The organism is Paenibacillus sp. FSL H8-0548 (assembly GCF_038630985.1).
Classification (GTDB): domain Bacteria; phylum Bacillota; class Bacilli; order Paenibacillales; family Paenibacillaceae; genus Pristimantibacillus.
The window spans coordinates 1,312,371-1,338,113 of the sequence record NZ_CP152049.1 but is presented as its reverse complement, the minus strand read 5'-3'; the positions used below and the strand labels follow the sequence as shown (position 1 = coordinate 1,338,113).

The following is a 25,743-nucleotide window of genomic DNA, read 5'->3' as shown; positions in this document are numbered from 1 at the left end:
TTCCCCGCTTTCGTTATTTAATCCGGAAGACATGCGCGATTGGCGCTTGTTCTAGCCGTTCATTTTCTGGTAAAAGCACTATTATTCCGTTGTCCGTTCTACGGTATTGCAGATTGTCTTGGCCGCCAACGAGATCGATTTGGCTGAAGGCTTGCGGGATTGGAATATGCAGTTCTTCTTGCACACTCTCTTGCTCATCCTTGTATAAGTAGAACGCATAGACTATATCGTCTTTTCTCGTAAACTGGCAGTTGTGAGCGGAATACGGCTCACAACTACGCGTTCCATAGATTCCTTCGCCGTAAACCTTCAACCAGGCACCCATTCCCTTAATCCTGGAAATGGCGGTTGGAGACAGTCTTCCATCAGGCTGTGGAGCGACGTTTAGAGCCAAATTGCCGCCTTTCGCTACAATTTCAATGAGCAGATGAATCAGCTGGCGAACGGATTTATATTGATCTTCATAGCGGTAAGAGAACGCGTAGCCCATCGTAATACAGCTTTCCCACGGTACATTCAGCGGACGATCAGGCAGTGTCTGCTCCGGTGTAATTAAATTTTCGTACGGTCCACCGACGGTACGGTCCGCCGAAAGGAGCCAAGGCTGATATTCACGCGCCTTGTCAACCACTTCACCCAGTCTGATGTTTTGGTCGCGATAGTCATTGACCCAGCCTGCGTCGAGCCAAAGCATATCGATTCGCCCATAGCGAGTCATCAGCTCCATAATTTGCTTGTGAGTGAACTGCACGAATTGCTCCCAAAGGTGAGGGTATTCCTTCGGGTCATAGGAAGGCCCTCGCGACGTCACGTTGCCGCGCTCCATACCCGGTGCCCAGTAGTAAGGCGTGTGCCAATCGGCCTTCGAGAAGTAAGCCGAGATCGCTAATCCCCTCGCGCGGAAAGCATCAAACAGCTGCTTGCAAATATCGGCATACTTGTGCGTATGGAAGGGGCAATCTGGACCTGTGATGCGGTAGTCAGTCGTATGGGTATCCCACATGCAGAAGCCATCATGATGCTTCGTCGTAAAATTCAAATACTTAAAGCCGTTTTCCGCAGCTAGGTCTGCCCATAGCTCAGGCTGAAAGCGCAGTGGATTAAACGTTTTATTTAGTCCAAAATACTGCCTTTTCAATTCCTCTGCGTCTACATCCCAATCGATCTCATTGCGCGACCATTCTTCATCCGTGTCGCTGAGCGCCCATGATTCTACGATGCCAAGCTGAGAATACGGTCCCCAGTGCATCATAAGGCCAAGCTTCTGATCCTTGAACCATTCAAGGCGTTCAAGCAGAAGCGGGTCCTCGGGCTTTACCCATTGCTCTTCACCGCTGTAGTTGTGAACGCCCTGTTCAACCACTTCTTCTTGTTCTTCGACGATTTTCGTCTCGCTCATCGTAAGCCTCCAGTTTTACAAAATTTATATTTTGATTAATTTTAGTATTTTCGAATCTATGTCCAAATTGTAAATTTGTTGTTATGATTAGAATCAATAAAATGGCTTAGCATATAACAGGGGGCAGAATACGTGAAACGGAACTACTTTAAATCCAAATTGTTTTTAAAATATATCTGGTCCTACTTGTTCATTTTGCTTATTCCATTGGTGCTGATGACCATATTCATCTATCAAAGCGCAGTTACAAATCTGCGTTCCGAAATTGAACAATCCCACCTTAGCCAATTAACGCAAACCAAAGTCATTATTGACGGGCGAATGAAGGAACTGAACGAAATTGCATCCCGCGTCTCCTATGACAAGCGACTGACTCCGTTTCGGGTTCACGATTCTTATTTCAGCGGAGAAGCTATTCAAGCGCTCGATCAATACAAAGCGACAAGCTCAATTATCAGCGAAATGTTCTTGTATTTTCACAAGGATGGAAATATTTACTCTTCGCAGGGTCTGTCCAGTCTTGACGTATTCACAAGCAGCTTCAGCTTCCACAACTGGAACAAAGAAACCGTTTTCCAAGACTTGAACATTACTAAATTTCCAACGATGCGCCCTGCCGATACTGTTATTCGCAACTCTACCCTGCAGGACTCGATGCTGGCCTATCTTGTTCCCATTACGCCGTACAGCCCTACTCCGCACGGAACGATCATGTATCTGATCAAGGAATCCGAGCTTACGAGCTTAATCGATTCGATTCTAGGAAACTATCAAGGATTAACTTATATTTTAGACAACAATGGCCAAATTCTAGTAGACAATCGACAGGGCGAGGCCTTATCGATTACGGATGCGAAGTCCCTTTTCGGTCTCACGCCCGGCATTCACGATAAAATATTAAATGGCAAGCCGCACTCGATCGTATCCGTAACTTCGGAAAACAACGGCTGGACGTATGTCACCGTTATGCCGAGCTCACAGTTTTTTAGCAGTGTCGTGCATGTTCGCAGCTTCATCGTCATGCTGTTTTGCATCGTTGTTCTTGTTGGAGCAGCCATTGCTCTCGTGCTCGCCAGAATGCAATACCAACCGATCTCTACGCTTCTGGAGTTTGCCAATTCCAAAACCAAACCGAAAAATCAAGCAAATGAATCTGCCCTCACCGGCAACGAGCTTGATCATATCCGGACAGCGCTGCAGGAATACAGCTCGCGTGTAGACCTTCAAGAGCCATACGCCCGCAATCACTTTCTGTCTATGCTGCTCAAGTACGGGAATGCGCAAAGTCTTACGCCAGAGCTGCAAGAGGCATTCGATCTTCATTTTGACCGCACGCATCACTTTGTTATGGTGATAGGTTGGGACGAAATGAGCGATAATCACGAAGAGATGCATGAACGACAAGAAATAATCGAACTGCTTGCCCAAATCGAGTTCCCGGAATTGGAAGCGCACGCCTACGGCGTAGAGCTCCCGCAGCTCGATCAACTCGCGCTTATTATCAGCTTCAATACGAATGACGCGGAAGAGGAATTCACTCCTATCCGCCGCATTGTCGAAGCGGTGCTCAGCTGTTTGCTGGAAACGTTTGATGCCACTCCTACAATTGGCGTTGGAACCTGCTATTCTAGTCCAAACCAGCTAAATCAATCTTTTATCGAAGCTTGCTCTGCCTTTGAACTGCGGGCATCCAGCGGTCATGGCACCGTCACTTATTTCGAGAAGCTGCATTTCACGCCGGATCATACGTTCTGGATCCCAAACAACTCGCTGTTGAAGCTCGCTCAGAGTCTGAAGCAAGGAAGCTATGATGTGGCAGAACAGATCATCAGCCCGTCCATCAGGAGTTTGCAATCATCCGATCTGTCCGCATTACTCAAACGCTGCATATGCTTCGATATTTTGAATACGATGCTGAAAACCGCATCCGAGCTTGGCATTCATAATTTGATACAAGAAATAGCTCCGAATATGATTTACAGCAATACGCTAGATGAGCTGGAAAGCGGCTTTTTGAATCTAGCCTCCCGGATCTGCAATCAAGTGGAGCGCAACAACCAGAAGGAAGAGCAGTCGCAAATCGATCGGATCGTATCCTATATCGATGATCACTATATGAACCATACGCTCAGTCTTGAAACGGTCGCCTTCGAGTTCACTATTTCACCTTCTCATGTCAGCCGGTCGTTTAAGGAAAAGACAGGCATCAACTTCGTCCAATATATTTGGCAAAAAAGACTGGAAGAGGTTATGCATCATTTAAAAACAACGAATGCTCCGCTTAAAGACATCATTATTCAAGTCGGTTATTTGGATACGCCTAACTTTATCCGTAAGTTCAAGAAGGAAACCGGGCATACGCCTGGCCAATTCCGCAAGTTGTTCGGAGAGAACGGAAAAGTCGATACGGCATCCGATCTGGATGACGAATAATAAAACAACACCCGGTCATGATTTCGCATGACCGGGTTATTTTTGCTTATTGCTTCATGCTTGCTTGCGTTTATTTATCAGTGCCTTATCTGTCATATGCGCTTTGATAAAGCTCGGCGATACGATCGCCGCCCATTTTTTTAATTTGTTCGATATACTTGTCCCAATTGGAGAGCGACTCCTGGCCTGTTACAAACTTCGCTTCCATCTGTTGAACATACGTGTTCAGATCGGACAACAAAGTAGAAGCTTCGGTTTGCTCATCATTCGTCAAGTAAACGTTAGGGAATGGCGCTTTGGCGATTGGCACCAGCTTCTCTGCATTTTGCTCATCGATCCATAAATCAAAGTCGCTCCGAAGTCCAATCGCAAGCTCGCTTGAATTCATGCCCGGCGTAAGAATGCCGTAGTTTGGCGTAATCGTGCCTTTGTATTCTTCACGGTCGCCGCCGCCTGGAACCGGAAGCCATTCTTTCTCGTGTTTTTCTTTGTCCTTATATGTCCACAGCAGGTTTTCCGGGCCTTGGCCGAATAACGTAGCACCTTCATAGCTGTACAGGTAATCTACCCAACGCATCGTTGCCTCTGGTGCGGGATTGCTGCTTGTGATTGCGAATGTACCGTTTGCCGAAATACCAGGGTGCTTGCCGTAAACCGGCGAGTCAGCGATTTCACTTTTCACAGGCGTCATCAATGGATTGTCTTCGCTTGGCTCGCCGCCTAGCGTAAAGTAAGGGAAATAGTCATTGAACACAGCAACTTGATTGTTTTTGCCTTTCGCTTTCTTCTGCTCGTCTGTTTGCGAGAATGTCTCATGGTCAAGCAGATCTTCTTTCCATAGACGGTTTAGGAAGGTCAAATATCCTTTGTATCCTTCTTCTTGCGGTGTGTAATGCACTTTGCCATCTTTATCCGCGTAAACGACCTCATCGTAAATGCCCCAGAAGCCAAGGAAGTACATGCGCAAATCATTCAGTTTGACGGAAGTGAGCGGAATTTCATCCTTTTTCCCATTTCCATTCGCATCTTCGTCCTTAACGCGCTTCAGATAGGTATATAGTTCTTCTGTCGTTTTTGGCTCTGATGCCCCAAGCGTTTTCAAAAATTTACCGTTGTACCACATCGGACCACGGTACCAAACCGCTGCTAGATCGACCGTAGGCAGCGCATAAATATGACCGTCTGGCGTTGTGAATGACTTGCGGATATCGGGATGGTCATCAAATATTTTTTTGATATTAGGTGCATAACCCTCATCAATATATTTTTCGAGAGGGACAAGAACGCCTTGCGAGCCGTAAGTTACCTGCTCTGCTGGCTTAAGATCCGCAGCGTAGAACATATCCGGCAAATCGCCGCTGGCAAAGACAAGGTTTTTCTTCGTTGCAAAGCTGTCAAGCGGTGCGTTCTGGAATTGCAATTTGATGCCTGTCAATTTCTCCATCTCTTGTAGTACAGGCATTTTGTTCCAATCCGCTACGCCAACGTCCTGTGACATCATTTTGAGCGTGATCGGTTCTTTAACGATCGGAAAACCTTCCTTGCTGACCCCTTCAGCTTGATTGGATGTCGATGTTTCGGACCCGGCATTGCTGCCATTTGTTTTGTCTTCGTTTGGCGAGCCGCAAGCTGCCATTACTGAGACAAGCAGCGTAAGACTGAGCAACAACGATGATGCTTTATGAAGCTTTTTCATCCAAAATCCCTCTCCCTTTTTCATATCATTTATGAGCAAGATCAGCCCTTTACAGAACCAATCATGACACCTTGCACAAAGTAACGCTGTAAGAAAGGATAAACCGCAATAATAGGCGCTGTCGCTACGATAATAACGGCGTATTTGACCAGTGAAGCGATTTCAGCTTTGTTGTTGAGAGCAGCTGCGCTAGAAGCATCCAGCGCGCCCCCGCCTTGAGCCGACATCTCCTGCAATACAAGAATTTGACGCAGGACAAGCTGCAGCGGGTATTTCGCTGCGTCATTCAAATAAATGAGCGCCGAGAAGTAGCTGTTCCAGTTCCCTACGCCGTAGAACAAAGCCATAACGGCAATGATCGGCATCGATAACGGCAAAATAATTTTCAAGAACAGCCGTATATTCGTGCAGCCATCAATCTGTGCAGCCTCTTGTAGCTCTTTTGGAATGGAAGACTGAAAGAACGTGCGAGCTACAATGATGTTCCAGATCGATGCGGCTGAAGGGATGACAATCGCCCACATCGTATTGACCATTCCCAGTTCCTTGACGAGCAAATAGCTTGGCACGAGGCCGCCGCCGAAAAACATCGTAACCATGAACATTCCCATAAAAAAGTTGCGTCCTACAAAATCTTTGCGGCTTAGCGCGTAGGCTGCAGGCAGCGTAACCAATAAATTGATCGTCGTACCTACGACCGTATAAAGGATGGTGTTTCCATATCCCGTCCATATGCTCGAGTTCTGGAATACTCTTTGATAACCTTCAAACGTAATGCCTCTTGGCCACAGCCACATTTCTCCGGAACCGACCAACTTCGGATCGCTTATAGAAGCACTGATCATGTAAATGACAGGGTAAGCTACAACAATAAAAGCCAAAAACACATAAATATAGTTGCATATCAGAAATACTTTATCCCGTCCGCTCTCTTTAACGGCACTAGTCATCGGTCGCACCCCCTTCTTCTACCACAAGCTGTTTTCATTGGTCCGTCGTACAATCTGATTCACACCAACAAGAATAACGGCGTTAATAACGGAATTGAACAAGCCGATTGCCGTCGAGAAGCTATACTGGGCATCTACAAGCCCCGAGCGATAAACGAATGTCGAAATGACATCCGACGATCCCATGTTTAGTGGGTTTTGCAGCAATAGTATTTTCTCAAATCCTACCCCAAGTAGGCTTCCCATATTCAAAATCAATAGAATGGTCATCGTTGGGACAATCGTCGGAATGTTAATATGACGAACGCGTTGGAAACGCGAAGCACCGTCAATAATGGCAGCTTCGTGCAAGCCTGGATCTACGCCAGATAGCGCTGCCAAATAAATAATGGTGCCCCATCCTGCTCCTTGCCAGACACCCGAGAATACATACATCGTCTTGAACCATTTTGGATCGGTCAGAAAATCAGGTGCATCAAACCCAAGCCATTGAATGAGGTGTGTGACAATCCCTGTCGAAGGCGACAAGAACGTAATAATCATACCCGCCATTACGACGACAGAAATGAAATGCGGCGCATAAGTGACGGTCTGAGCCATCTTCTTAAAGTAACCGCCCTTCAGCTCATTGAAGGCCAGCGCCAGTATAATAGGAATCGGAAAACCGATAGCCAATTCATAAAGGCTAATACTCAACGTGTTCCATATCAAGTCCCAAAAGTAGTAAGAATCAAAGAATCGGACAAAATGATCAAATCCGACCCAAGGGCTTCCTAAAATCCCTTTTGTAGGTATGAAGTTTTTGAATGCAATTTGTATGCCGTACATGGGAACGTAAGAGAAAATTAGAAAGTAGAAAAATGCGGGTGCTATAAATAGATACAGCTCCCAGTTCTGAAAAACTCTCTTTCCCATTCTGCCCTTCATTTTACCCGGCTCCGGAAGCGCGCTTCCCGCTGCTATACCTTTAACCTCCTGCACAGAATCACTCCTTCCTGGTTTCGTATTTTTGCTTTTGTTTTGTGATTGGCGACAGGTAAGTGAATTGCTATCGCTTACAATTCCAACAATAGCCGACAAAAGGAATTCCCGTATATATGTCATTTTCAATATCGCATGAAAGCGCATACTTATAAGGGTAAACTCCAGCCGATTTTAAAGTTTGACTATTCTGACAATTTTAATAATGTGTCATTTTTGTCCGAAAAACCCCCGATTTTACGGCCTCCGCAAGTTTTACCAATCGTTTTGGAATGGCAGACAACTCCTCAAAGCAGCCGTAAATGATAAAATCAAGAATAACATGTATGCGTTTTCATAAAAATGTGTTGGTTTCGAGAATTATGGGCTTTAGCGGAAGAAATAGAAAACGAAGAACAGGTAATCAAATATCTTGAAAAAGAAGAATTGGCACGTTTTCTACAAACAGCCAAGGGACAAGGGCTGGAACGTGACTATGCCATTTTTACAACTCTAGCTTATAGCGGTCTAAAGGTTGGTGAGTTATGTGCTATGAAATGGAGAGATCTTTATAAGTTGAACTTAGGTTTTAGAAAGCTATGGTAAAGAAATAACGACCTGCATGTGTAATAAGAAAGAAAATAATTCGAACAGGCAGGGATGAAATTTCTTTGGTTCAACTGATATTGCTGGGTTAGTTCGTTAAGGAAATAGCGCTATCGGACGAGGCTACGCTGCAGTTTCTACAACGTAACCGACGTTACTTGCCTGACTCGATACGTACACTGTAGTTTGTGCAATAGATTGCCTATTCTAGGGAGATATGCGTTGGTTTAGAGCTAAATCTCCTGCAATAGTACAATGTAGCCATCCGAAACAGCTCTCATGTGAGGTTTCTATTGTACGAAGTGCAGGCTATGCTGCTTCTCATTAAAGGATATACCTTGAACCATGGTGAAACGGCTATCGCCGTCCTTTGGCGGCGACAGCGCGTTTCATTCCGAGAAATATAGAGAAAGTATGGCGAAATGACATCCTTTCCTATATTTTAAAAAAATGAAGATTTAGCGAAGCGAGAAGATCCTTCTGGGGAAACGAAGTGTTCGCCTTTACAGCCATATTCTTACCTTTAAATGTCTTAGAAAATCAAAGAATCTTGCTGCAACAGCGACCCTTCAGAATGATCTTCTCGCGCAGCGACCAAAACGTAAATGTTTAGTTCAACTTATATATCATTTATAGAGCATACTGTAAGCATTACAAAGACTTATTACAATCCAAAAACAAGACTACCGAATATCAACTTCTGACGCCTAAAACAAGTACCTCAAGAAGGACTATTGAGCTTGATCCTAGTGCATTTAATGAACTAGAGAAACTCAAAGCAATACAAAACGAATTAAAGATGTTGAATCGGGATATTTATTACGACAACGAAGCGGGGGTAGGAATTCATGAGATCATGGAGCGTTTAGGACATCAGGACGATGAGATCACAAACCGTGTTTATCTTTACGTTACAAAAACCATGAAAAAAGAGGCCTCTCAATTAAGTTCAATAATCCGAACTCATGAGAAGCCTCTTTTCTTTTTTATCCTGATGTATGAGGTAATGCATTACTTCTGCTTCCAGTATACATTTTCACGCTTATGTTTAATTCCATCTATCCAATCAGGCGGATATGCGAGAATACCTGCTAACTCATCCAAAGCGGTTTGCGACCAGAGCACTTTATAAATTTTGTCCACGCTCGAATTCCTCCACCTTCATTCGAAGATAATCGAGCCCCGCTTCTTGGTCATAAACACGACCAAGTTGTCTGTCCTCACGACTTTGCCCAACTTGCCGAATAAGTCCTTCATCTGTAGACAGTTGCTCAACATCTAATCCTTGAGCAGCTTCACGCTCACGCTTTAGGTTCAAATATCCAAAAAAGTCATGCACTTCAACAGCGTCCTGATCAGGTATTTGGTCAATCATCCGTTTTAATTCATCGCGGTTCACACTCATACCTAACACCGCCTTTCGATTCTTCTTTCTATTATACCACAGAGATCAAAAATCAAATCATTATGCGAAAAAAGAGACCTCCCAAAAGTTCAATGAACTCATGAAAGGTCTCTTCTTTTTACACGATGTAGCCAAATGGTGTTTCCTTCTCAGGAAACCTTTAATGCATAAGGGTTTGTTACCCTTATTACATCATGCCGCCCATGAGAGAAATACGTTTTTATATGTTTTTTGAGTCTTTATGTGGCGATTTTATCCGATAATCTTCAGAAATTAGTTCAATTAATCCGTGTGTGTATGATGTGTGCGAAGAGTTCGTGGGCAAAAATGTGGGCACGTTGTAGCCATGGAATTATTCAGGTGTATGTTTCGAATGCGGGTGTAAAGCTGATCAAATCGGTATCGATCCTTCAATTGGTGAGGTAACGGCTTATCAGATAGGAGTAGGGTGGGGCAGATGAGCCGCTGTATGTTGCAGCCGCCAATCGCCCCGGTTTATCGTTGTCCAGATGAACCACCAGTCGATTCACCTCCGGAGATATTTTTCAAACAAAAAGCCACCGTCCTTTGCAGTACCCAAGCACCGTCAAGGAAAGTGGCTGATGTGATATGTTAGATTAACTCAGACTGCTGAAGAAGTCTCTGGATGATCAACGCTACTTCTGCTCGTGTGATGAATGCCTGCGGAGCAAGCTGTGAACTGCTTCTACCTGTGATAATTCCAGCCTGCAACACATCTGCAACACTGTCCCTCGCCCACAACGACACTTGTTTCGCATCGTCATAGGATTGAAGGATCTTGTTCAAATCCTGAGCAGGAAGTTGATCGCTAAGCCCTGTCACTTTCCGCAAGATTGCACTCGATCTCATACGCCAAGTTATTGTCCATGCCGGGCTCACAGCAGAACAGCCTACTCCGATGGGAGTAGGCTGTTCTGCCAGACTGATCTGTCAAGGTTGATGTAAATCCGGATCATACTTCATCACGGACACTTTACCTTCACTATAGGGGCCTGCAATATAACTCACATAGATGTCGTTGTTGCTGTCTACGGCAAGGCGTATCCAAAAAACGTTATCGTCGGAGATACCGGCATACTCTACGGGGCTCCAACTACCACCCCCATATTTCATCACAGTCACCTTGCCTCCATGTGCAGCATCTCGATAAGCAACATAAGGATTACCAAGGCTGTCAAAGGCGATACTTGTAAGTAAGTCATTCGAAGAATCCGATGTTATCGAGAATCCGGAAGTTCCTACAGGCTCCCAAGTGGAACCCATATATTTCATCACGGTCACTTTGGAAGAACTACTCATATAGGCCACATAAGGTACGCCGCTTGGATCAAGCGCGAATGATGCATCCCACATGCCAATTGTCGAGAATTCAGAATCACTGATCCAATTCTGAGTAAGATCCTCGCCCTCGTATTTCACTACAGTTGTTTTAACGCCTGAGCTGGATCGATACGTATAGAATAGATACGGGATATTGCTCCGGTCTACCGCGATGACCGGATTACTGGCCGAACTCTCCCATCTGCTATCTATCTTCTCCCATGCGCCGTCTTTATATCTTACGACATACACGGTCTTAGAGGTGACCTCAGCTTCATCGATATAAGCCATATAAGGAATGTCAGCCTTGTCGAAGGCAATGGAAGGATAATTCCCCCTTTCTTCTATACTGCCTACCGATTCCCAAATGTCCCCATTATATTTCTTCACGATAAATTTCAGGGACTGAGCAAGATAGGCCACGTAAAGGTTGTTCTGGCTGTCTATGGCGAGCGTTATGCCACTCGTACTAGCTGGTTGATCGAGAGCGTTCAAACCACCAACAGGCAGCCACTCGTTATTCGCGTATTTAAGCACGAATAATTCATTGGTGCGCGTCACATAAGCCACATAAGGAGTGCCTTGCCTGTCTAATACGACTTTTGACAGATTCCGCGCTCCCGCGTTCGTCGCGTCTCCAACTTTCAGCCACGATGTTTCCGTCCACTTCGCGTACAAGGTGAGGTTAGTCGTCACCTTTGCCGAGAAGTTATAGACCGTCGTCAAATTGCTGTTGCTGTACCAACCCTCGAACTTGTAGCCGACCCGATTCGGTACGGCAGGCGCCACAGCGCTGCTTCCTGGAACCACCGCCTGGCTCTCCACGACTGGCCCACCGTTACTGTTAAAGGTCACCGTGTGGACGTTTAATGTCCACAAGGCGTACAAGGTCAGATTGCCCGTCACCGGTGTATCGAATCTGTAGCGGTTCGTCAACTCGCTGTCGCTGTGCCAGCCGCCGAACGTATAACCTGCTCGCGTCGTTGGATCAGGCGGGTAAACCATGATGTCCCTTGGCACCTTCACATCAGCCACAGGCGGTCCGCCGTTGTTGTTGAAGCTCACCGTGTAAATAGCCGTCCACTTCGCGTACAAGGTGAGGTCAGCCATCACCGATGTCGAGAAGATGTACCTATTGTTCAGTTCGATATCGCTGAACCAGCCATCGAACCTATGATCTTCCCGAGTTGGTGCGGTAGGTTGCGCCACCGTATTTCTATGAATCACCGATTTACTGTCCACCGCCGACCCGCCGTTGCTGTTGAAGCTCACCGTGTAGATGTTATCCGTCCACTTCGCATACAGCGTGAGGTTCTGAACGATCGGTGTCGAGAAGCTGAATGGGTTCGTCAAGCTGCTGCTATCGTACCAGCCTACGAACGTAAGTCCTTCTTGCGTTGGTGCGACAGGTTGCGCAGCTACGGCGCCTTCGTACACCGTCAGAGGGGCCACCTGCGACCCGCCCCTGCTGTTGAAGCTCACCGTGTAGCTGACTTTTGGAGTACTCGTCCACTTGGCATACAACGGGAAGCTGCGGGTCACCGTATTGACCTCGAAGTCATAGGCGATCGTCAAATCGCTGTCGCTGTACCAGCCGCTGAACACAAAGTCTTCCTTCGTTGGTGCGGCAGGCGCCGCAGCCTTGTCTCCCTCGTTCACCTTCTGGTCAGCCACCGCCGACCCGCCGTTGCTGTCGAAGCTTACCGTGTAACCGCGCAGCCACTTCGCATATAGCGTGAGATTAGCTGTGATCGGTGCGCTAAAGACGTAGACAGTCTGCAAGTTGCTGTCACGATACCAGCCGCCGAACACCAAATCCTCCTTCGTCGGTTGATCCGGTTTGCTTGCTTGGGAGCCATATTCTACCGTCTGGTTGCTCACCGGCGACCCCCCGTTGCTGTTGAAGCTTACCGTGTAGCCGTTCCGCGTCCACTGTGCGGTAAACTCGACATTATGGGCAGGCATCGTTGCCGAAGGCGTCGCTGACGGAGGGTTCGACAACCATTCTGTAAATGTACTCCCCTGCCAGACCGGAGTGCCAAGGTAAATCCCTGTCGTTGCCCCGAACGGCACGTTAACGACCTTGCTCGCTTCGCCAGAACCATTGTAATTTATCGTCATGGCGTAGCTATTGCGCTTGTAATACAGCTTCAGCACCGTTGAACCGTCGCTCGCTATATTAGCTGTCTGCGCAGCAGTCGGATCAAAGGTAAAACCCTCATATACCTTTGGCGTTACATCCGCCGAATTTACCGTGGTATCGGTTGTGCCGCGATACGATTCTTTATCCACAACGGTATAAGTGCCACTATGAATATTTATATCTTGCTGCAAATGTACGACTTGGTAAGGCGTGTCCGTTTTGGCTGTCCACCTTGCCGTATAAGTCGTGTCCGTAGTCGGCATTACGCTTGGAACCTCCGGCGACCAACCGGCAAACGTATAACCCGGTCTTGTCGGCACCGGTATCCGACCAGCGATGTTCTTACCGAACGGTTCCGTTATCGAACTGCCTGTCGACGCACCTTCATAGCCCAAAGAGAAGGTCATCTTTCGATTCGTCGGATAATATTCAACCCTGAGAGCCGTCGTGGCGTCGCCTTTGAGCAATGCGCCGCTTACCGTACCATTTGTATACCCTTGATCCTTGAACCTCTCGGAGTTGATCACAATTCTCGTGTCAGTTGTTCCGGTCAAGTTTTCCGTAATCACAGGCGAAGTCGATGTCCCGGTGTTCGGGTCTATCAAGTAATGCTTAACCGTATACGGCGTATTCGTGTTCGCGATCCAGCGCGCGAACAGTATCATATCCTCCGCGGGCATTTGGCTCGGAATCGTAATCTTCGTTCCACCGGTAGGAGCCGTATACCAGCCGTCAAAGGTGTATCCCGTATATTCCAGATCGGTTACGCTGATCGCCGCGTTATAAGGGGCGGCTATCACCTGGGTTGCTCCGCCGTTCCTCGGATACAGCTGTAGAATATAGTCGCCAGTTCGAGCCAGCCAATTTAACGGAATCTTGCGCCTCAGCGGTTCCGACGTGAACGACAGCGGCGCCCCTTTCCAGGTGATGACCAGATTGCCCTCACTAACCGCAATCTTCTTGTCCACCACTTCGATCTTTTGGGTTTTCGGATCATACTTGAAATTCGGATTGTCCACTTGGATATCGAACCTCGAGAGGTCATACGTCTCGGTATCCGTCTCGCCTGTCCTCAAATCAAACTTACGCATGGTGAACAGCATCTCCGGAACTTCGACGGATGACGCCCGGCTTGCCATATTCAATATGGGCGACTCATCCTGCGAATAGACGAAATTGTAGACATTATTGGACTCCCCGATTGTATACAGCGGCCACTTTTCATCGACCAGCTCCACGCTGGTCGAGAGCATGCCATCGCCCAATTGGGCGCCGAGTTCAACCTCCAAATAGATGCCTACCTCAACATACAGGGCGCCTATAGACCGAGTGCTTTTCACCCCGCTCACATTTTTTAACTGATAATAGAAGTAACCCCACAGATTCATATACACGCCGGGTTCTACGGAAAGACCGATACTATTTAATTCGACACTTCCAATCCCCGCTTTTACCTCCAGATTAATACCGGCTCGTAATCCGAGCGTCCCCATCACATAGAAGGTAAACTGATAATCGCCGTCTCCCGGCAAGCTGACTGTATTACTCGTGCCGCTAAAACTCAGTACACGCAAAGTCACCGAGTAACGCTTTGCCATTTTATAATAGAAATCCGCCCCAATCGTTAGGTTAACCTGAGCACTGACCACAAACTTGGCCTCAAATTTGATTTCTACAATCCCTAAAGCTACGCGCATGCTCGCCTCAAAGATCTCCTGCTCGATTAACGGAACCCATTCCGTGTCTTGCTCCAACATCTCTTTATACTGTTCCTTCAGAGTCTCCACATCCACGGCGGTATCTTGCACACCCGCCATGATCGCTTCGATCTCTGTCGCGATGTCCCGCACTTGACTAAAGAGACCTGAGGTCTTCGCATCCAGCCAGTCATCCAGTGCAGCTCCCAACTTGTCGTGTTCGACAAGAGCCATCTCCGCTTTGATGTTGAGCCCCGTATAGCTATAGGCATCCAGATTCGCCGTGATCACATAATCATCAATGACGGGGAAAAGAGGGACCCTTCCAAAAAAAGTATTTATGGTATACCAATGCCATTTCGTCTCCGAATTAACGCCGAGATCCAAGCTCATCTCCTGAACGAAGGTACCCGTCATATGGATGACAAGGGCGCCCTCTTCGCCATTGACGACAATATCGGCTCCTACTTGCAAGGTAGCGCTCACGCCGGAGGTTCGGCCGTTAATGTTCTTCAGCTTCGTGCCGAGCGAAGCAACGACGGTCAGATTCTCCACCGTTACCGTGTCTCCCGATAGTATACCTACCTTCGACTGTGCCTTGAAGTCATTCGTCTCCATAGCAATGGCGCTCAGATAGTTCGCTGCTTGATCGACGAATCCGCTGTCTATCGCTTGCTGCTCGATTTGCGATTCGAGCTGCGCGATCTGCCCTTCCGACAACAGCACGTCACCGTTAATCGCTTGCTCCTGATAGAGGTTGAACGAATTCGAGATATCTTCTACCGTAGCATCGGTATACGTAATTATGTCCATCTCTGCCGCACGCGTAACTGAGGTGATACGCCCGTAACTGACGACCCTCAAATCTTCATCAGCGAATTCACCATTAATGGCGAACTCGCCTTCATAAAACCCGATAAAATCGCCCACATCCAGCGTAGTCAGCTCATCCAAGCCGAGCGGCTCATACATACTGTCGCTGTAGTTCATCACGGAGTGCTCAACCGTGATGGAGTTGTTATCGGGATCTCCATCCGTATCTGCCTCTATGCTCACCGGCAGCACGTCCGGTTTGAACAACACTTGATTCGCGTCCGCCCGACCATAGGTGTAGGTCGTACCGTTCACCGCTGTAATCTGGACATAGGCAACATCACCATCGTCTTCACCGGTTGTTTCTACCGTGCGAAGATCGGGGGATGCCCCTTGATAGATGGCAACGGTATCGCCAACTTTAATCGCGGCGCTTCCGCTATATACGAACGTTCCACTGCTGGCATTCGCCTCAGCCAGCGTATTTCCGCTGCTGCCCACCGTCGTCGTGACGACAGGTATGGCTGGCGAATCCACATTCGCGCCATCCAGCATCATATCCGAGACCTCGGCAAAGGCCAGATAGATCATGTTCGGATTGAGCGGAATATTCATGACTTCTTGCTTGGCAACGCTAAACACATAGATACGCGTCGACGCATCTTGTCCTCGGAAACTCAGGTTGTCGTCCTTCAACGTAAGTTGATACGTGTTGCCCTCGACGAACTTGCCGTCTTCGGCTGCCGAATCTACCGCGAAGTGACCGTTCCCTTCGGTGACGGTAATCCCCGCGAAGTCGGGATTCGCTGTATCCTTAAACGTCATGCCCGCTTTAACCTCGGATGCCGTCAGATTGCCCGATGCATCTATAACAGCAATCGTGAAGTTCGGCGAGACATCCAGCACCGAGTGGCTAGGCGTAGTCTGTACGGCATTATCCACGCTATCCAAATACTTCGCATACAACTTCGTATCCTCGCTAATGGTACTGCCTTCTGCGAAGATTAGCGAAAAATCGCTGTCCCTAAACCACCCCTGGAAAATATACCCTACTTTTGTCGGAGCAGGCAGCTTACTCAGCGCTTCCCCCGCTGACATCGTTTGGGCAGCTACTGCCGTTCCGCCGTTACTGTCGAAGCTCACCGTGTAGTTGTTAGCAATCCACTTCGCATGCAACATGATATCGCCAGTCACCGCTGCCGTGAATCCGTAAGGGCTCCGCAAGTCGCTATCGCTGTACCAGCCGTCGAACGTATAGCCTGCCCGGGTTGGGGCGTCAGGTGTCGCCGCTGATCCGCCATAATTCACGGACTGACTATTCACCGACGAGCCGCTGTTGCTGTTGAAGCTCACTGTGTAGCTATTAATCGTCCACTTCGCATACAACGTGATATTACCAGTCACCGCTGCCGTGAAGCCATAGGCATTCGCCAGCTTGCTATCGCTATACCAACCCTCGAACGTATGGCCTGTCCGCGTTGGGGCGTCAGGTGTCGCCGCTGATCCGCCATAATTCACGGACTGACTGTTCACCGACGAGCCGCTGTTGCTGTTAAAGCTCACTATGTAGCTATTAATCGTCCACTTGGCATACAACGTGATATTGCCAGTCACCGCTGCCGTGAAGCCGTAGGCATTCGCCAGCTTGCTATCGCTGTACCAACCGCCGAACGTGTGTCCTTCCTTTATTGGTGCGCCAGGTGCAGAAGCCACTGCGCCTTCTTCCACCGTTTGCCCAGCCACTTCCGTTCCACCGTTGCTGTTAAAGCTCACCGTATAGCTATTTTTTTTGTCAATCGTCCATTTCGCATACAACGTGATATTCCCCTTCACCACAGCTGTTGTGAAGTCGTATGCGATCGTCAAGTCTCTATCGCTATACCATCCGCTGAACACATAACCGTTCTTCGTCGGTGCACTAGGTGCCGCAGCGTTAGCGCCTTCGTTCACCGTCTGGTCAGCCATCGCCGACCCGCCGTTACTGTTGAAGCTCACTGTGTATCTAGCCGTCCATTTCGCGTACAATGTCATGTTATCCGTTACCGGTGTCGTGAAGCTGTAGCCGATCGTCAAGCTGCTGTCGCTGTACCAACCGCCGAACGTATAACCTTCCCGCGTCGGTGCGTCAGGTTCCGTAACCGTGCCGCCATAATTCACTGGCTGACTATTAAATATCGGTCCGCCGTTACTGTCAAAGCTCACCGTAAAGCTCTTAATCGTCCACTTCGCGTACAACGTAAGCTTACCCGTCACCGCTTCCGTGAAGCCATAGGGAATTGCCAAGCTGCTGTCGCTGAACCAGCCGCCGAACGTGTAACCTTCCTTTGTCGGCACTTCAGGTACCGCTGCCTTGGAACCATATTTCACCGTCTGGCCAGTTACTGCTGTACCTCCGTTGCTCTCGAACGTGAGCGCATACTCAGTAATGCTAATGCCTCCGCCACCGCTGTTGCCGCCGGTGTTGCTGCTGGGTTCAGGTGTTGGAGTTGGTGCTGGTGTTGGTGTTGGCTTAGGCGTCGCTTGATTCTGCCCTTGCCACGCCTCCACAACCGCATTGCTGCGCATGAAGGTAACGGCAGCTTGCGCACGGGTTGCTTGGTCATGCGGGTTGAAATTGCCAGTGGCATCTCCAACGAACAAGCCTGCTTGCCACAGCTTGATGACCGCGTCAACTGCCCAAGAAGACACATTGGCGAGATCACTCGGCTTTGTAGTTACATGATTGCTTGTTTGATAGGAAATCTGATGGCTTTCAAAATACCGCAAAGTCATCGTCACCATCTGCTCCCGGGATACGGTTGCATCTGGAGAGAAGTTCCCGTTGCCTGTGCCAACGGTAATCCCTTTCTTAACCGCCCACTCTACATACGGCGCATACCAAATCCCCGTCTGCACATCGGCAAAGGTCGAAATTGGGTAATCACTTACATCCACACCTGCCATTCGTCCAAGCGCCGTCACATACATGGCACGCGTCATCGTTCCCTGGGGCGAGAAGGTGTCAACGCCCGTTCCGTTGAATATTCCATTCTTCTGGACATAGACGGCTGCATCGTAGAACCAGTCCATTGGACTAACATCTTGAAACCCGTCCGTTAGATTAATATTTTGAAACCCACTTGATTCGGCCGCTGTCGCCTGCTGCACCGACAGTAAGTTCACTGGCAGCAAGCTCACCACCATGCTGATAACGAGCATCAACGCCAGAATCCGTGATTTTAACTTCCATCCACGTTTTATTGCCTTCTTCAATTCATTCATCCTCTCTAGTAGCTGCTATGATTCTCTTTTCTTACCCTACTGACTCTCTCAGTTCCATGTCGAATACTGTCACTGATATAGGGAGATTTATGTCGATTTTTCTCCTCCGATGTTATCATAGTAGAGGGACCAACTGGTGAATTATAAAGAAAACTTTAAGTTTCATAATTAGACTAATCTACTATGATAAAATTGGGGAAATCGATATCATCTATCATACTTCGAGGGGACAAACGAGGAGGAGAAATTTGTCAGATTATTGATGTCGGTACTGCTATGCTTAAATTCTGCCATCTACTTTGCCGATAAGGTGACGAAGGAGCAGCTCGCGACGTTCCTTGTCCGCGTACTCGGCATGAACGAGGAAGCCAAGGGTCTGCTTATTCAACCTTGAGTTGAGGGCATCTCCCGAGCGAGAAAATAATATCCTTTGGAAAAATAGCGGCGTAAGGGAGATGATCCCTACGCCGCTATTTATTAATGAATTCAATCTTTAAGTTTAATTTGGGTTACTGCAACTGTAGTGTGTTAGCTGTAAAGCGACAATCGTGGTCACACTACCAACCTTAACGCTATGCACGCGCTTGTAAAGCACTTCTGGCAATCAGCATATATCCTGCCCCCCGAATCGTAATGATTCTCTCAGGATTGGCAGGGTCAGACTCGATTTTTTTACGTAAATTACTGATGTGTACAGCGACCGTTCTCGTATCCTCCAGACTTTCCATTCCCCAGATGAGCTGAAACAACGCATCGATACTGACGACACGATTGGCGTTTTGTGCCATATAGGACAGTAGACCGAATTCTTTTTTAGATAAAAAGATGGTTTCACTACCCATAATGACGGACTGTGCGTAGAAATCCAGCGTCAAACCCGGTAACTCCAGCAGTTGTTCCCTTCTGCCCGTCGACACTCTGCGAAGGTGAGCCTTGATCTTGGCCATCAGCACACCTGGACTGAATGGCTTGGTCACATAATCGTCCCCGCCATAGGATAAAGCGCTGATTTTGACCTCATCCTCCTCATGACTGCTCAGAAATACGATCGGCGTATTCGTATAGGTGCGTGCGTTCCTGCACCAATCTATCCCGTTATCATTAGCCAGCATCACATCCAGCACAATCAAATCAGGCTCGAACGATGTAAGCAGCTTCATAGCAGCTTCCCCGTTATGACTGCATGCGGATATGAAGCCCTCCCGCTCACAATACGCCTGAACAATTTCACAGATATGAAAATCATCATCGACGATCATAATTTTGTATGTAACCATCACCTTCCTTCTTCTCAAATCGACAGGCTATTGTAATTTAATACCTATTTTAGCATGGAAGATCGGACTAGTTATGAAATGTAAAGGAACCTTTAAGATTTTGCTTCATGCGCAAACTTAGAGTTTTCATTACATTTTGTTTTGGAATCCTTACCCGTGTAAGGAGGGATTTATAAAAGTACGCATGTTAAGTTTGTTATTAGCGTGTGGCGATATTAGAGTCGCGATAGATGATCAGAGTGAGATCGATCATATTGTGACGTACAGCAACACGACATTTACATCGACAACGGCGGAACTAGCGGAGGCAGCAGCGACACCATGTAATCGTTAACCACAATTGTGTGATCATAAGCTCGCCGACTAGCAAGGATCAGATACCGAATAACGGGGTGAACAGACCAAAATACAATGGAGTCCTTTCTTTGCGTCGCAGCACTAACAACAGCAGATAATACACACCAATCCAAGGAAAATGTGCGCAACATAGATGATGGTCTGCGCAATGCATAATAAATAGGCTTCTCACAAAGTTCGAATTGAACTCGTGAGAAGCCTATTTTAAATTCGATATGATCAAGTCGAGTTTCTCCGAAGAGAAAGCCTTGCCCCATATGACTTCACAGCCTAGATTACCGCATGGAGCATTTTGTGCTCCATTGGCGATGAATTCTACCGCTGAATCGCGGTCGCTCCTCCTCGATTTACATCGAAGAAGAATTCATCACATCATTCCGCCCATTCCACCCATACCGCCCATATCAGGCATGCCGCCGCCAGCGCCTTTAGGCTCTGGTTTGTCAGCAACAACGGCTTCAGTAGTCAAGAACATAGCCGCAACAGAAGCTGCGTTTTGAAGCGCAGAACGTGTTACTTTAGCAGGGTCAACGATACCCGCTTCGAACATGTTCACCCATTCGCCAGTAGCAGCGTTGTAGCCAATACCGATTTCTTCGTTTTTCAAACGCTCAACGATAACGGAGCCTTCTTGGCCTGCGTTAGCTGCGATTGTACGAAGCGGCTCTTCAAGGGAACGAAGAACGATGTTAACACCTGTTTGCTCGTCGCCAACTGCTTTAACAGCTGCAACAGCTTTGTATACGTTAATGAGGGCAGTACCGCCGCCCGATACGATACCTTCTTCAACCGCTGCACGAGTGGAGTTGAGAGCATCTTCGATGCGGAGCTTGCGCTCTTTCAATTCTGTTTCTGTCGCTGCCCCAACTTTGATAACTGCAACGCCGCCTGACAATTTTGCAAGACGCTCTTGAAGCTTCTCACGGTCAAAGTCGGAAGTTGTTTCTTCCAGTTGAGCGCGGATTTGATTCACGCGAGCAACGATATCAGCGGAGTTGCCGCTGCCATCAACGATGATTGTTGTTTCTTTTGTGATACGGATTTGACGAGCAGAACCAAGAGAATCAACATCAGTTGATTTTAGCTCAAGGCCTAGTTCTTCAGTAATCACTTGGCCGCCTGTTAGAGCAGCGATATCTTGAAGCATTGCTTTACGACGATCGCCGAAGCCTGGAGCTTTAACAGCTACGCAAGTGAATGTTCCACGAAGCTTATTCACTACTAGTGTAGCTTGTGCTTCGCCTTCTACGTCTTCAGCAATGATTAGCAATTGCTTGCCGGATTGTACAACCTTCTCAAGAACCGGAAGGATCTCTTGAATGCTTGTAATTTTTTTGTCAGTGATAAGAATGTAAGGGTTGTCGAGGACAGCTTCCATTTTATCTGTATCAGTAATCATGTATGGAGATACATAACCACGGTCAAATTGCATACCTTCTACAACTTCAAGCTCTGTAACGAAGCCTTTCGACTCTTCTACAGTAATAACGCCGTCGTTTCCGACTTTCTCCATTGCTTCAGCAATAAGTTGACCCACTTCATCGTCAGCGGAAGAGATCGAAGCTACTTGAGCAATCGATTGTTTGCCTTCGATTGGTTTAGAGATTGCTTTAAGCTCTTCAACAGCAGCTTTTACAGCTTTCTCGATACCTTTGCGGATAACCATTGGGTTAGCGCCGGCTGTAACGTTTTTCAAGCCTTCGCGAATCATCGCTTGAGCAAGAACAGTAGCAGTAGTTGTACCGTCACCAGCTACGTCATTTGTTTTTGTTGCTACTTCTTTAACGAGTTGAGCGCCCATGTTTTCGAATGCATCTTCAAGCTCGATTTCTTTCGCAATGGATACACCATCATTTGTGATAAGCGGGCTTCCGAATTTTTTCTCAAGAACTACGTTACGACCTTTTGGACCTAGTGTAACTTTAACTGCATTTGCAAGTGCATCAACTCCGCGCAGCATTGCGCGACGAGCGTCTTCACTAAATTTAATTTCCTTAGCCATTAACAGAAACCTCCCAAAATAGTTTAAGTAATCTTCTTGCTCATGTCTTGCCTTCTATGTGACCCATAACGGGCTGCTATTCAAAAATCGCGTGAATTTCGCTTTCTTTCATAATCAAATACTCTTTACCTTCGTATTTGATTTCAGTACCAGCATATTTGGAGAAAAGAACGCGGTCGCCTTCTTTAACTTCCAAAGCAACACGAACGCCATCTTTCAGCGTACCGCTGCCAACTGCTACCACTTTGCCTTCTTGTGGCTTTTCTTTTGCCGAGTCCGGCAATACGATACCACTAGCGGTTGTTTCTTCTTTCGCGATTGCTTCGATCAATACTCGTTCACCCAAAGGTCTGATCATTGAAAATAGCCTCCTTCAAAATTTGTCGCTTCTTTTATTCTCGTTAGCACTCGTAACCTTCAAGTGCTAACAACTATTTTTATCATACTCATTTTCGCAATTAATTTCAAGTGCTTGGATTCAATTTTCCGTTTATTTACACTATAGCGTCAGGTTCAAGCTCCCAGCTAAGAAAAAAATATAAGAGGATGCTCATTTTCCGCACCCTCCTGCCTTTATCGTTAAGCTTCTACGCTAACGCTGTTATTTTCGTTTTAGTTTACGATTGCGAATGAGTATGAATGAGACTCCTGCCAAAATAATAATGACTGATAGTACAGACGAGGTTATCCAGCCGCTCGATCTTTCCTTCAAAGGCTGGGATTCACCGATTAAAGGTGCGCTAGCGAGCTGTACTTCACCATCTTCAGAATCAGACTCGACTTGCTGAGTGGTTTCAGCAGTTTCTGCAGCAGGCTCATCCGCTGGGGCGGTGGAAACTTCTGCTTCTGCTTGTACTTCCGATTCTACCGTCACTTCAGGAGATGCCTGAGCTGGAGCTATCGCTTGTGCTGAAGCTTCTGGCTTTGCAGTAATCTCCGCCGTTACAGCAGGCTTAGCTGTTGTTTTACCTGCTTCAAGCACTGATGATACATTGCTCTCTTTAGCTGGTTTATCCGTCGCCGCTGCGGCCGCTGTATCTTGCTTGGCTCCCGCTGCAGGCGTCTGGGTTGCTTTTGGCGCAGCAGTCGCTTTTGGTGCCACCGTTGGCTGAACCGTTGCCACAGGCTGCTCTTCCTTGACTTCTGGCGTCTTCGGCTTGCTTATAAGCTTCATGCTCTTTTCATCAAAATCAAACCGAATCGTGTAATCATGGTTGTAATCGATTTCTGGTACCGTCACATGAATTTTGGAGAGCATAGTTGAAGTGAGATCAGCTACGCTGAATTGTGAGATACGGCTATCTTCATCTTTATTACTGCTTATCACTTTTGCTGCTGAATAACCGCCGCTTCCGTCTGGCGTTTTAAACTCAGTGACCCACTTGCTGTGATTAATAACGACCTGAACGGTCATTTTCCCATTTTCAACGATGACTTTAGCAGGCTTCTCCCAATAATCGTTCGCCATAGAGGCAGATTCATCCTCAGCCTTCTTAATGACATAATCGACACTATAGGTACCATCTGCAACCTCAGCTGCATTTACGACAGGTGGGACAAGCAGAACAACAACAATAAAAAAACAAAAACTTATTAATAATGACAACTTACGCATAGTTAACTCCGCCTTTCTTCTATCATATATATAGGTCAAGACGTGCTGATTGGAATCATATATAATCCAGTTTCATCGTCCTGTCTCAAAAGCACATCAACACCATAGGTGGATTTCACGATTGCTTCTGTTATAACTCTATCCGGCGACCCTTCCGTCACGATCTCGCCTTCCTTCATAACAATAATGGTATCGCTGTAACGAATCGCTTGGTTAATATCATGAAGCACCATAACGATCGTTAACCCATGGCTTTGATTAAGCGTTCGAACGAGCTGTAAAATTTCGATCTGATAATAAATGTCGAGAAACGTCGTAGGTTCGTCCAAAAATATAATTTCAGTTTTTTGCGCCAATGCCATCGCAATCCAGACGCGTTGACGCTCTCCTCCGGATAACTGATCCAGCGTAAGTGTTCGTTTTTGCTGTAAATTTGTGCAGGTTAACGCCCATTCTACCGCCTGCTCATCCTCTTCTTCGTTCTGACCGAAAAGACTCCGATATGGCAGTCTCCCAAAGCTAGTCAGCTTCTCAACCGTCAAATCGCTTGGCGCTTCATTCTGCTGATGAACGACCGCCAGCCGCTTGGCTAAATCCTTTGGTTTGATTTGAGCAAGTGCTTTGCCATCCAGTATTACCTCTCCTGCTGTGGGCTTGTAGTTTTGAGACATCACGCCAAGCAGCGTTGATTTGCCACAGCCATTGGGACCTATAATTGTAGTTACTTTTCCAGGCGCTATAGTACTGCTTATTTTTTTAAGCTGGTCTTGCTTCTTATCGTAGGAAAATGTGATTTCTTTAATTTCCATGAACGCGATCACTCTTTCTAAGCATAAATATTAAGAACGGCCCGCCGATAACCGTCATGATAATAGAAGCAGGAATTTCAGTCGGAGCAAGCACTGTTCTCCCTAATGTATCCGCAGTTAATATGAGCAAGGCTCCACCGAGTGCAGAGAATGGAATTAGCACCTTATGATCAGAGCCCACCAAAATACGTGCGATATGCGGTACCAGCAAGCCAACAAAAGCGATTAATCCGCCAATTGCCGTAGCTACAGACGCTAGCAGCACCGCGACAACTGAAATAAGCAAGCGTGCTCTTGTCACACGGAGACCAAGATTTTTAGCTGTTTTGTCCTGCAGGCTTAGCATGTTGCACCATGAGCTTAGCAGTAAAGAAAGAAGCAGACCTATAATGCCATAAATCGCAATAATGTTTACATCCTGCCAGGTCTTCATCGTAAAAATAGACGATATCGCTTGGTTGACACTCGTTACTGCATAGCTGCCGCGATAATTAAACGATTGGCCAAGGCCCGTAAACGTTGCGTTGATTGCAATTCCGACCAGAATCAGCCTTAAGGGGCTGAGACCCGATTTCCATGAGAGCGCATATACAAGATAGCAGGCAAACGCCCCTCCAATAAAAGAAAATAACGGCATCCAGAAAAACAAGCCTGGAAAAATCGTAACGACCAGCAGCGACACAAGGCCTGCGCCAGAAGAAATACCGATAACACCAGCATCCGCGAGCGGATTTTTCATAACCGCCTGCAAAAGAACGCCAGACACAGCTAGCGCAGCACCAGTTAGCATAGAAACGATAATTCGTGGAAATCTTAAATCCTTAATGACCTCAACCTGATCATTTGTACCTGATAACAAGCCCTGAATGAGCTCCATGGCACCTACTTTAATGCTCCCTGTCATCGCAGACACAATAATAGCAGCAGCAAGTAGAATAACAACGATAATGAAACTTCCAATCTTTTTAATCATAACCAA

18 protein-coding genes are annotated in these 25,743 nt (G+C 47.1%); 3 read left to right on the top strand and 15 right to left on the bottom strand.

Going from position 1 to position 25,743, the window contains the following annotated elements; all coding sequences use genetic code 11:
* Positions 1–13: 13 nt before the first annotated feature.
* A complete protein-coding gene (locus MHI37_RS05530) occupies positions 14–1,399 on the bottom strand; it encodes an alpha-L-fucosidase (RefSeq protein ID WP_076338582.1) in 1,386 nt (461 codons plus the stop codon).
* 132 nt (positions 1,400–1,531) lie between these two features.
* Between MHI37_RS05530 and MHI37_RS05525 the strand changes: the two genes are divergently transcribed.
* The gene (locus tag MHI37_RS05525) at positions 1,532–3,832 is read left to right on the top strand and encodes a helix-turn-helix domain-containing protein (protein WP_076338581.1); all 2,301 of its coding nucleotides are present in this window, start codon (positions 1,532–1,534) and stop codon (positions 3,830–3,832) included.
* 85 nt (positions 3,833–3,917) lie between these two features.
* Here the strand turns inward: MHI37_RS05525 and MHI37_RS05520 are convergent, their stop codons facing one another.
* The 3 genes from MHI37_RS05520 to MHI37_RS05510 are packed head-to-tail and all read right to left on the bottom strand — an operon-like array spanning position 3,918 to position 7,405.
* Positions 3,918–5,528, bottom strand: a complete 1,611-nt coding sequence (locus MHI37_RS05520; RefSeq protein WP_076338580.1) for an extracellular solute-binding protein — start codon at positions 5,526–5,528, stop codon at positions 3,918–3,920.
* A gap of 41 nt (positions 5,529–5,569) precedes the next feature.
* Positions 5,570–6,478, bottom strand: a complete 909-nt coding sequence (locus MHI37_RS05515; protein ID WP_076338579.1) for a carbohydrate ABC transporter permease — start codon at positions 6,476–6,478, stop codon at positions 5,570–5,572.
* An 18-nt stretch (positions 6,479–6,496) separates the two neighbouring features.
* The gene (locus tag MHI37_RS05510) at positions 6,497–7,405 is read right to left on the bottom strand and encodes an ABC transporter permease subunit (protein ID WP_083676436.1); all 909 of its coding nucleotides are present in this window, start codon (positions 7,403–7,405) and stop codon (positions 6,497–6,499) included.
* Between the two features lie 396 nt (positions 7,406–7,801).
* Here MHI37_RS05510 and MHI37_RS05505 point away from each other — a divergent pair, with 396 nt between their 5' ends.
* Positions 7,802–8,044, top strand: a complete 243-nt coding sequence (locus MHI37_RS05505) for a tyrosine-type recombinase/integrase (RefSeq protein ID WP_076338578.1) — start codon at positions 7,802–7,804, stop codon at positions 8,042–8,044.
* A 1,011-nt stretch (positions 8,045–9,055) separates the two neighbouring features.
* Here the strand turns inward: MHI37_RS05505 and MHI37_RS05500 are convergent.
* The 4 genes from MHI37_RS05500 to MHI37_RS05485 form a co-directional block, all read right to left on the bottom strand.
* Positions 9,056–9,187 (bottom strand): hypothetical protein, encoded by a 132-nt coding sequence (locus MHI37_RS05500; RefSeq protein ID WP_256710631.1) that lies wholly within the window; start codon positions 9,185–9,187, stop codon positions 9,056–9,058.
* Positions 9,171–9,449: a hypothetical protein gene (locus tag MHI37_RS05495; protein ID WP_076338577.1), complete on the bottom strand. Its 279-nt coding sequence runs from the start codon at positions 9,447–9,449 to the stop codon at positions 9,171–9,173. Before MHI37_RS05495 ends, MHI37_RS05500 begins: the two co-directional genes overlap by 17 nt.
* 612 nt (positions 9,450–10,061) lie before the next feature.
* Entirely contained in the window at positions 10,062–10,292 is a 231-nt protein-coding gene (locus MHI37_RS05490) for an S-layer homology domain-containing protein (protein WP_256710633.1), read from the bottom strand.
* Between the two features lie 108 nt (positions 10,293–10,400).
* Positions 10,401–18,695: an InlB B-repeat-containing protein gene (locus tag MHI37_RS05485; protein ID WP_179090274.1), complete on the bottom strand. Its 8,295-nt coding sequence runs from the start codon at positions 18,693–18,695 to the stop codon at positions 10,401–10,403.
* Between the two features lie 268 nt (positions 18,696–18,963).
* Here MHI37_RS05485 and MHI37_RS05480 point away from each other — a divergent pair, with 268 nt between their 5' ends.
* Positions 18,964–19,098, top strand: a complete 135-nt coding sequence (locus tag MHI37_RS05480; protein ID WP_256710630.1) for a hypothetical protein — start codon at positions 18,964–18,966, stop codon at positions 19,096–19,098.
* A gap of 178 nt (positions 19,099–19,276) precedes the next feature.
* Here MHI37_RS05480 and MHI37_RS05475 read toward each other — a convergent pair whose 3' ends face one another.
* The 7 genes from MHI37_RS05475 to MHI37_RS05445 all read right to left on the bottom strand — a co-directional run bounded on the left by MHI37_RS05475 (position 19,277) and on the right by MHI37_RS05445 (position 25,737).
* Positions 19,277–19,981: a response regulator transcription factor gene (locus tag MHI37_RS05475; protein ID WP_076338574.1), complete on the bottom strand. Its 705-nt coding sequence runs from the start codon at positions 19,979–19,981 to the stop codon at positions 19,277–19,279.
* A gap of 278 nt (positions 19,982–20,259) precedes the next feature.
* Positions 20,260–20,469 carry a hypothetical protein gene (locus MHI37_RS05470; RefSeq protein ID WP_179090273.1) on the bottom strand — a complete coding sequence of 70 codons (210 nt, stop codon included), beginning with the start codon at positions 20,467–20,469 and terminating at the stop codon, positions 20,260–20,262.
* Between the two features lie 236 nt (positions 20,470–20,705).
* Positions 20,706–22,340, bottom strand: coding sequence for a chaperonin GroEL (groL, locus tag MHI37_RS05465; protein ID WP_076338573.1), 1,635 nt, complete (start codon positions 22,338–22,340; stop codon positions 20,706–20,708).
* Between the two features lie 76 nt (positions 22,341–22,416).
* On the bottom strand, positions 22,417–22,698 hold the full coding sequence (gene groES, locus MHI37_RS05460) for a co-chaperone GroES (RefSeq protein WP_076338572.1): 282 nt from the start codon (positions 22,696–22,698) through the stop codon (positions 22,417–22,419).
* 243 nt (positions 22,699–22,941) lie between these two features.
* Positions 22,942–23,955, bottom strand: a complete 1,014-nt coding sequence (gene isdC / locus MHI37_RS05455; protein ID WP_076338571.1) for a heme uptake protein IsdC — start codon at positions 23,953–23,955, stop codon at positions 22,942–22,944.
* A gap of 35 nt (positions 23,956–23,990) precedes the next feature.
* The gene (locus MHI37_RS05450; RefSeq protein WP_076338570.1) at positions 23,991–24,764 is read right to left on the bottom strand and encodes an ABC transporter ATP-binding protein; all 774 of its coding nucleotides are present in this window, start codon (positions 24,762–24,764) and stop codon (positions 23,991–23,993) included.
* On the bottom strand, positions 24,754–25,737 hold the full coding sequence (locus MHI37_RS05445; RefSeq protein WP_076338569.1) for an iron ABC transporter permease: 984 nt from the start codon (positions 25,735–25,737) through the stop codon (positions 24,754–24,756). The genes MHI37_RS05450 and MHI37_RS05445 overlap by 11 nt, the downstream gene beginning before the upstream one ends.
* Positions 25,738–25,743: the final 6 nt, after the last annotated feature.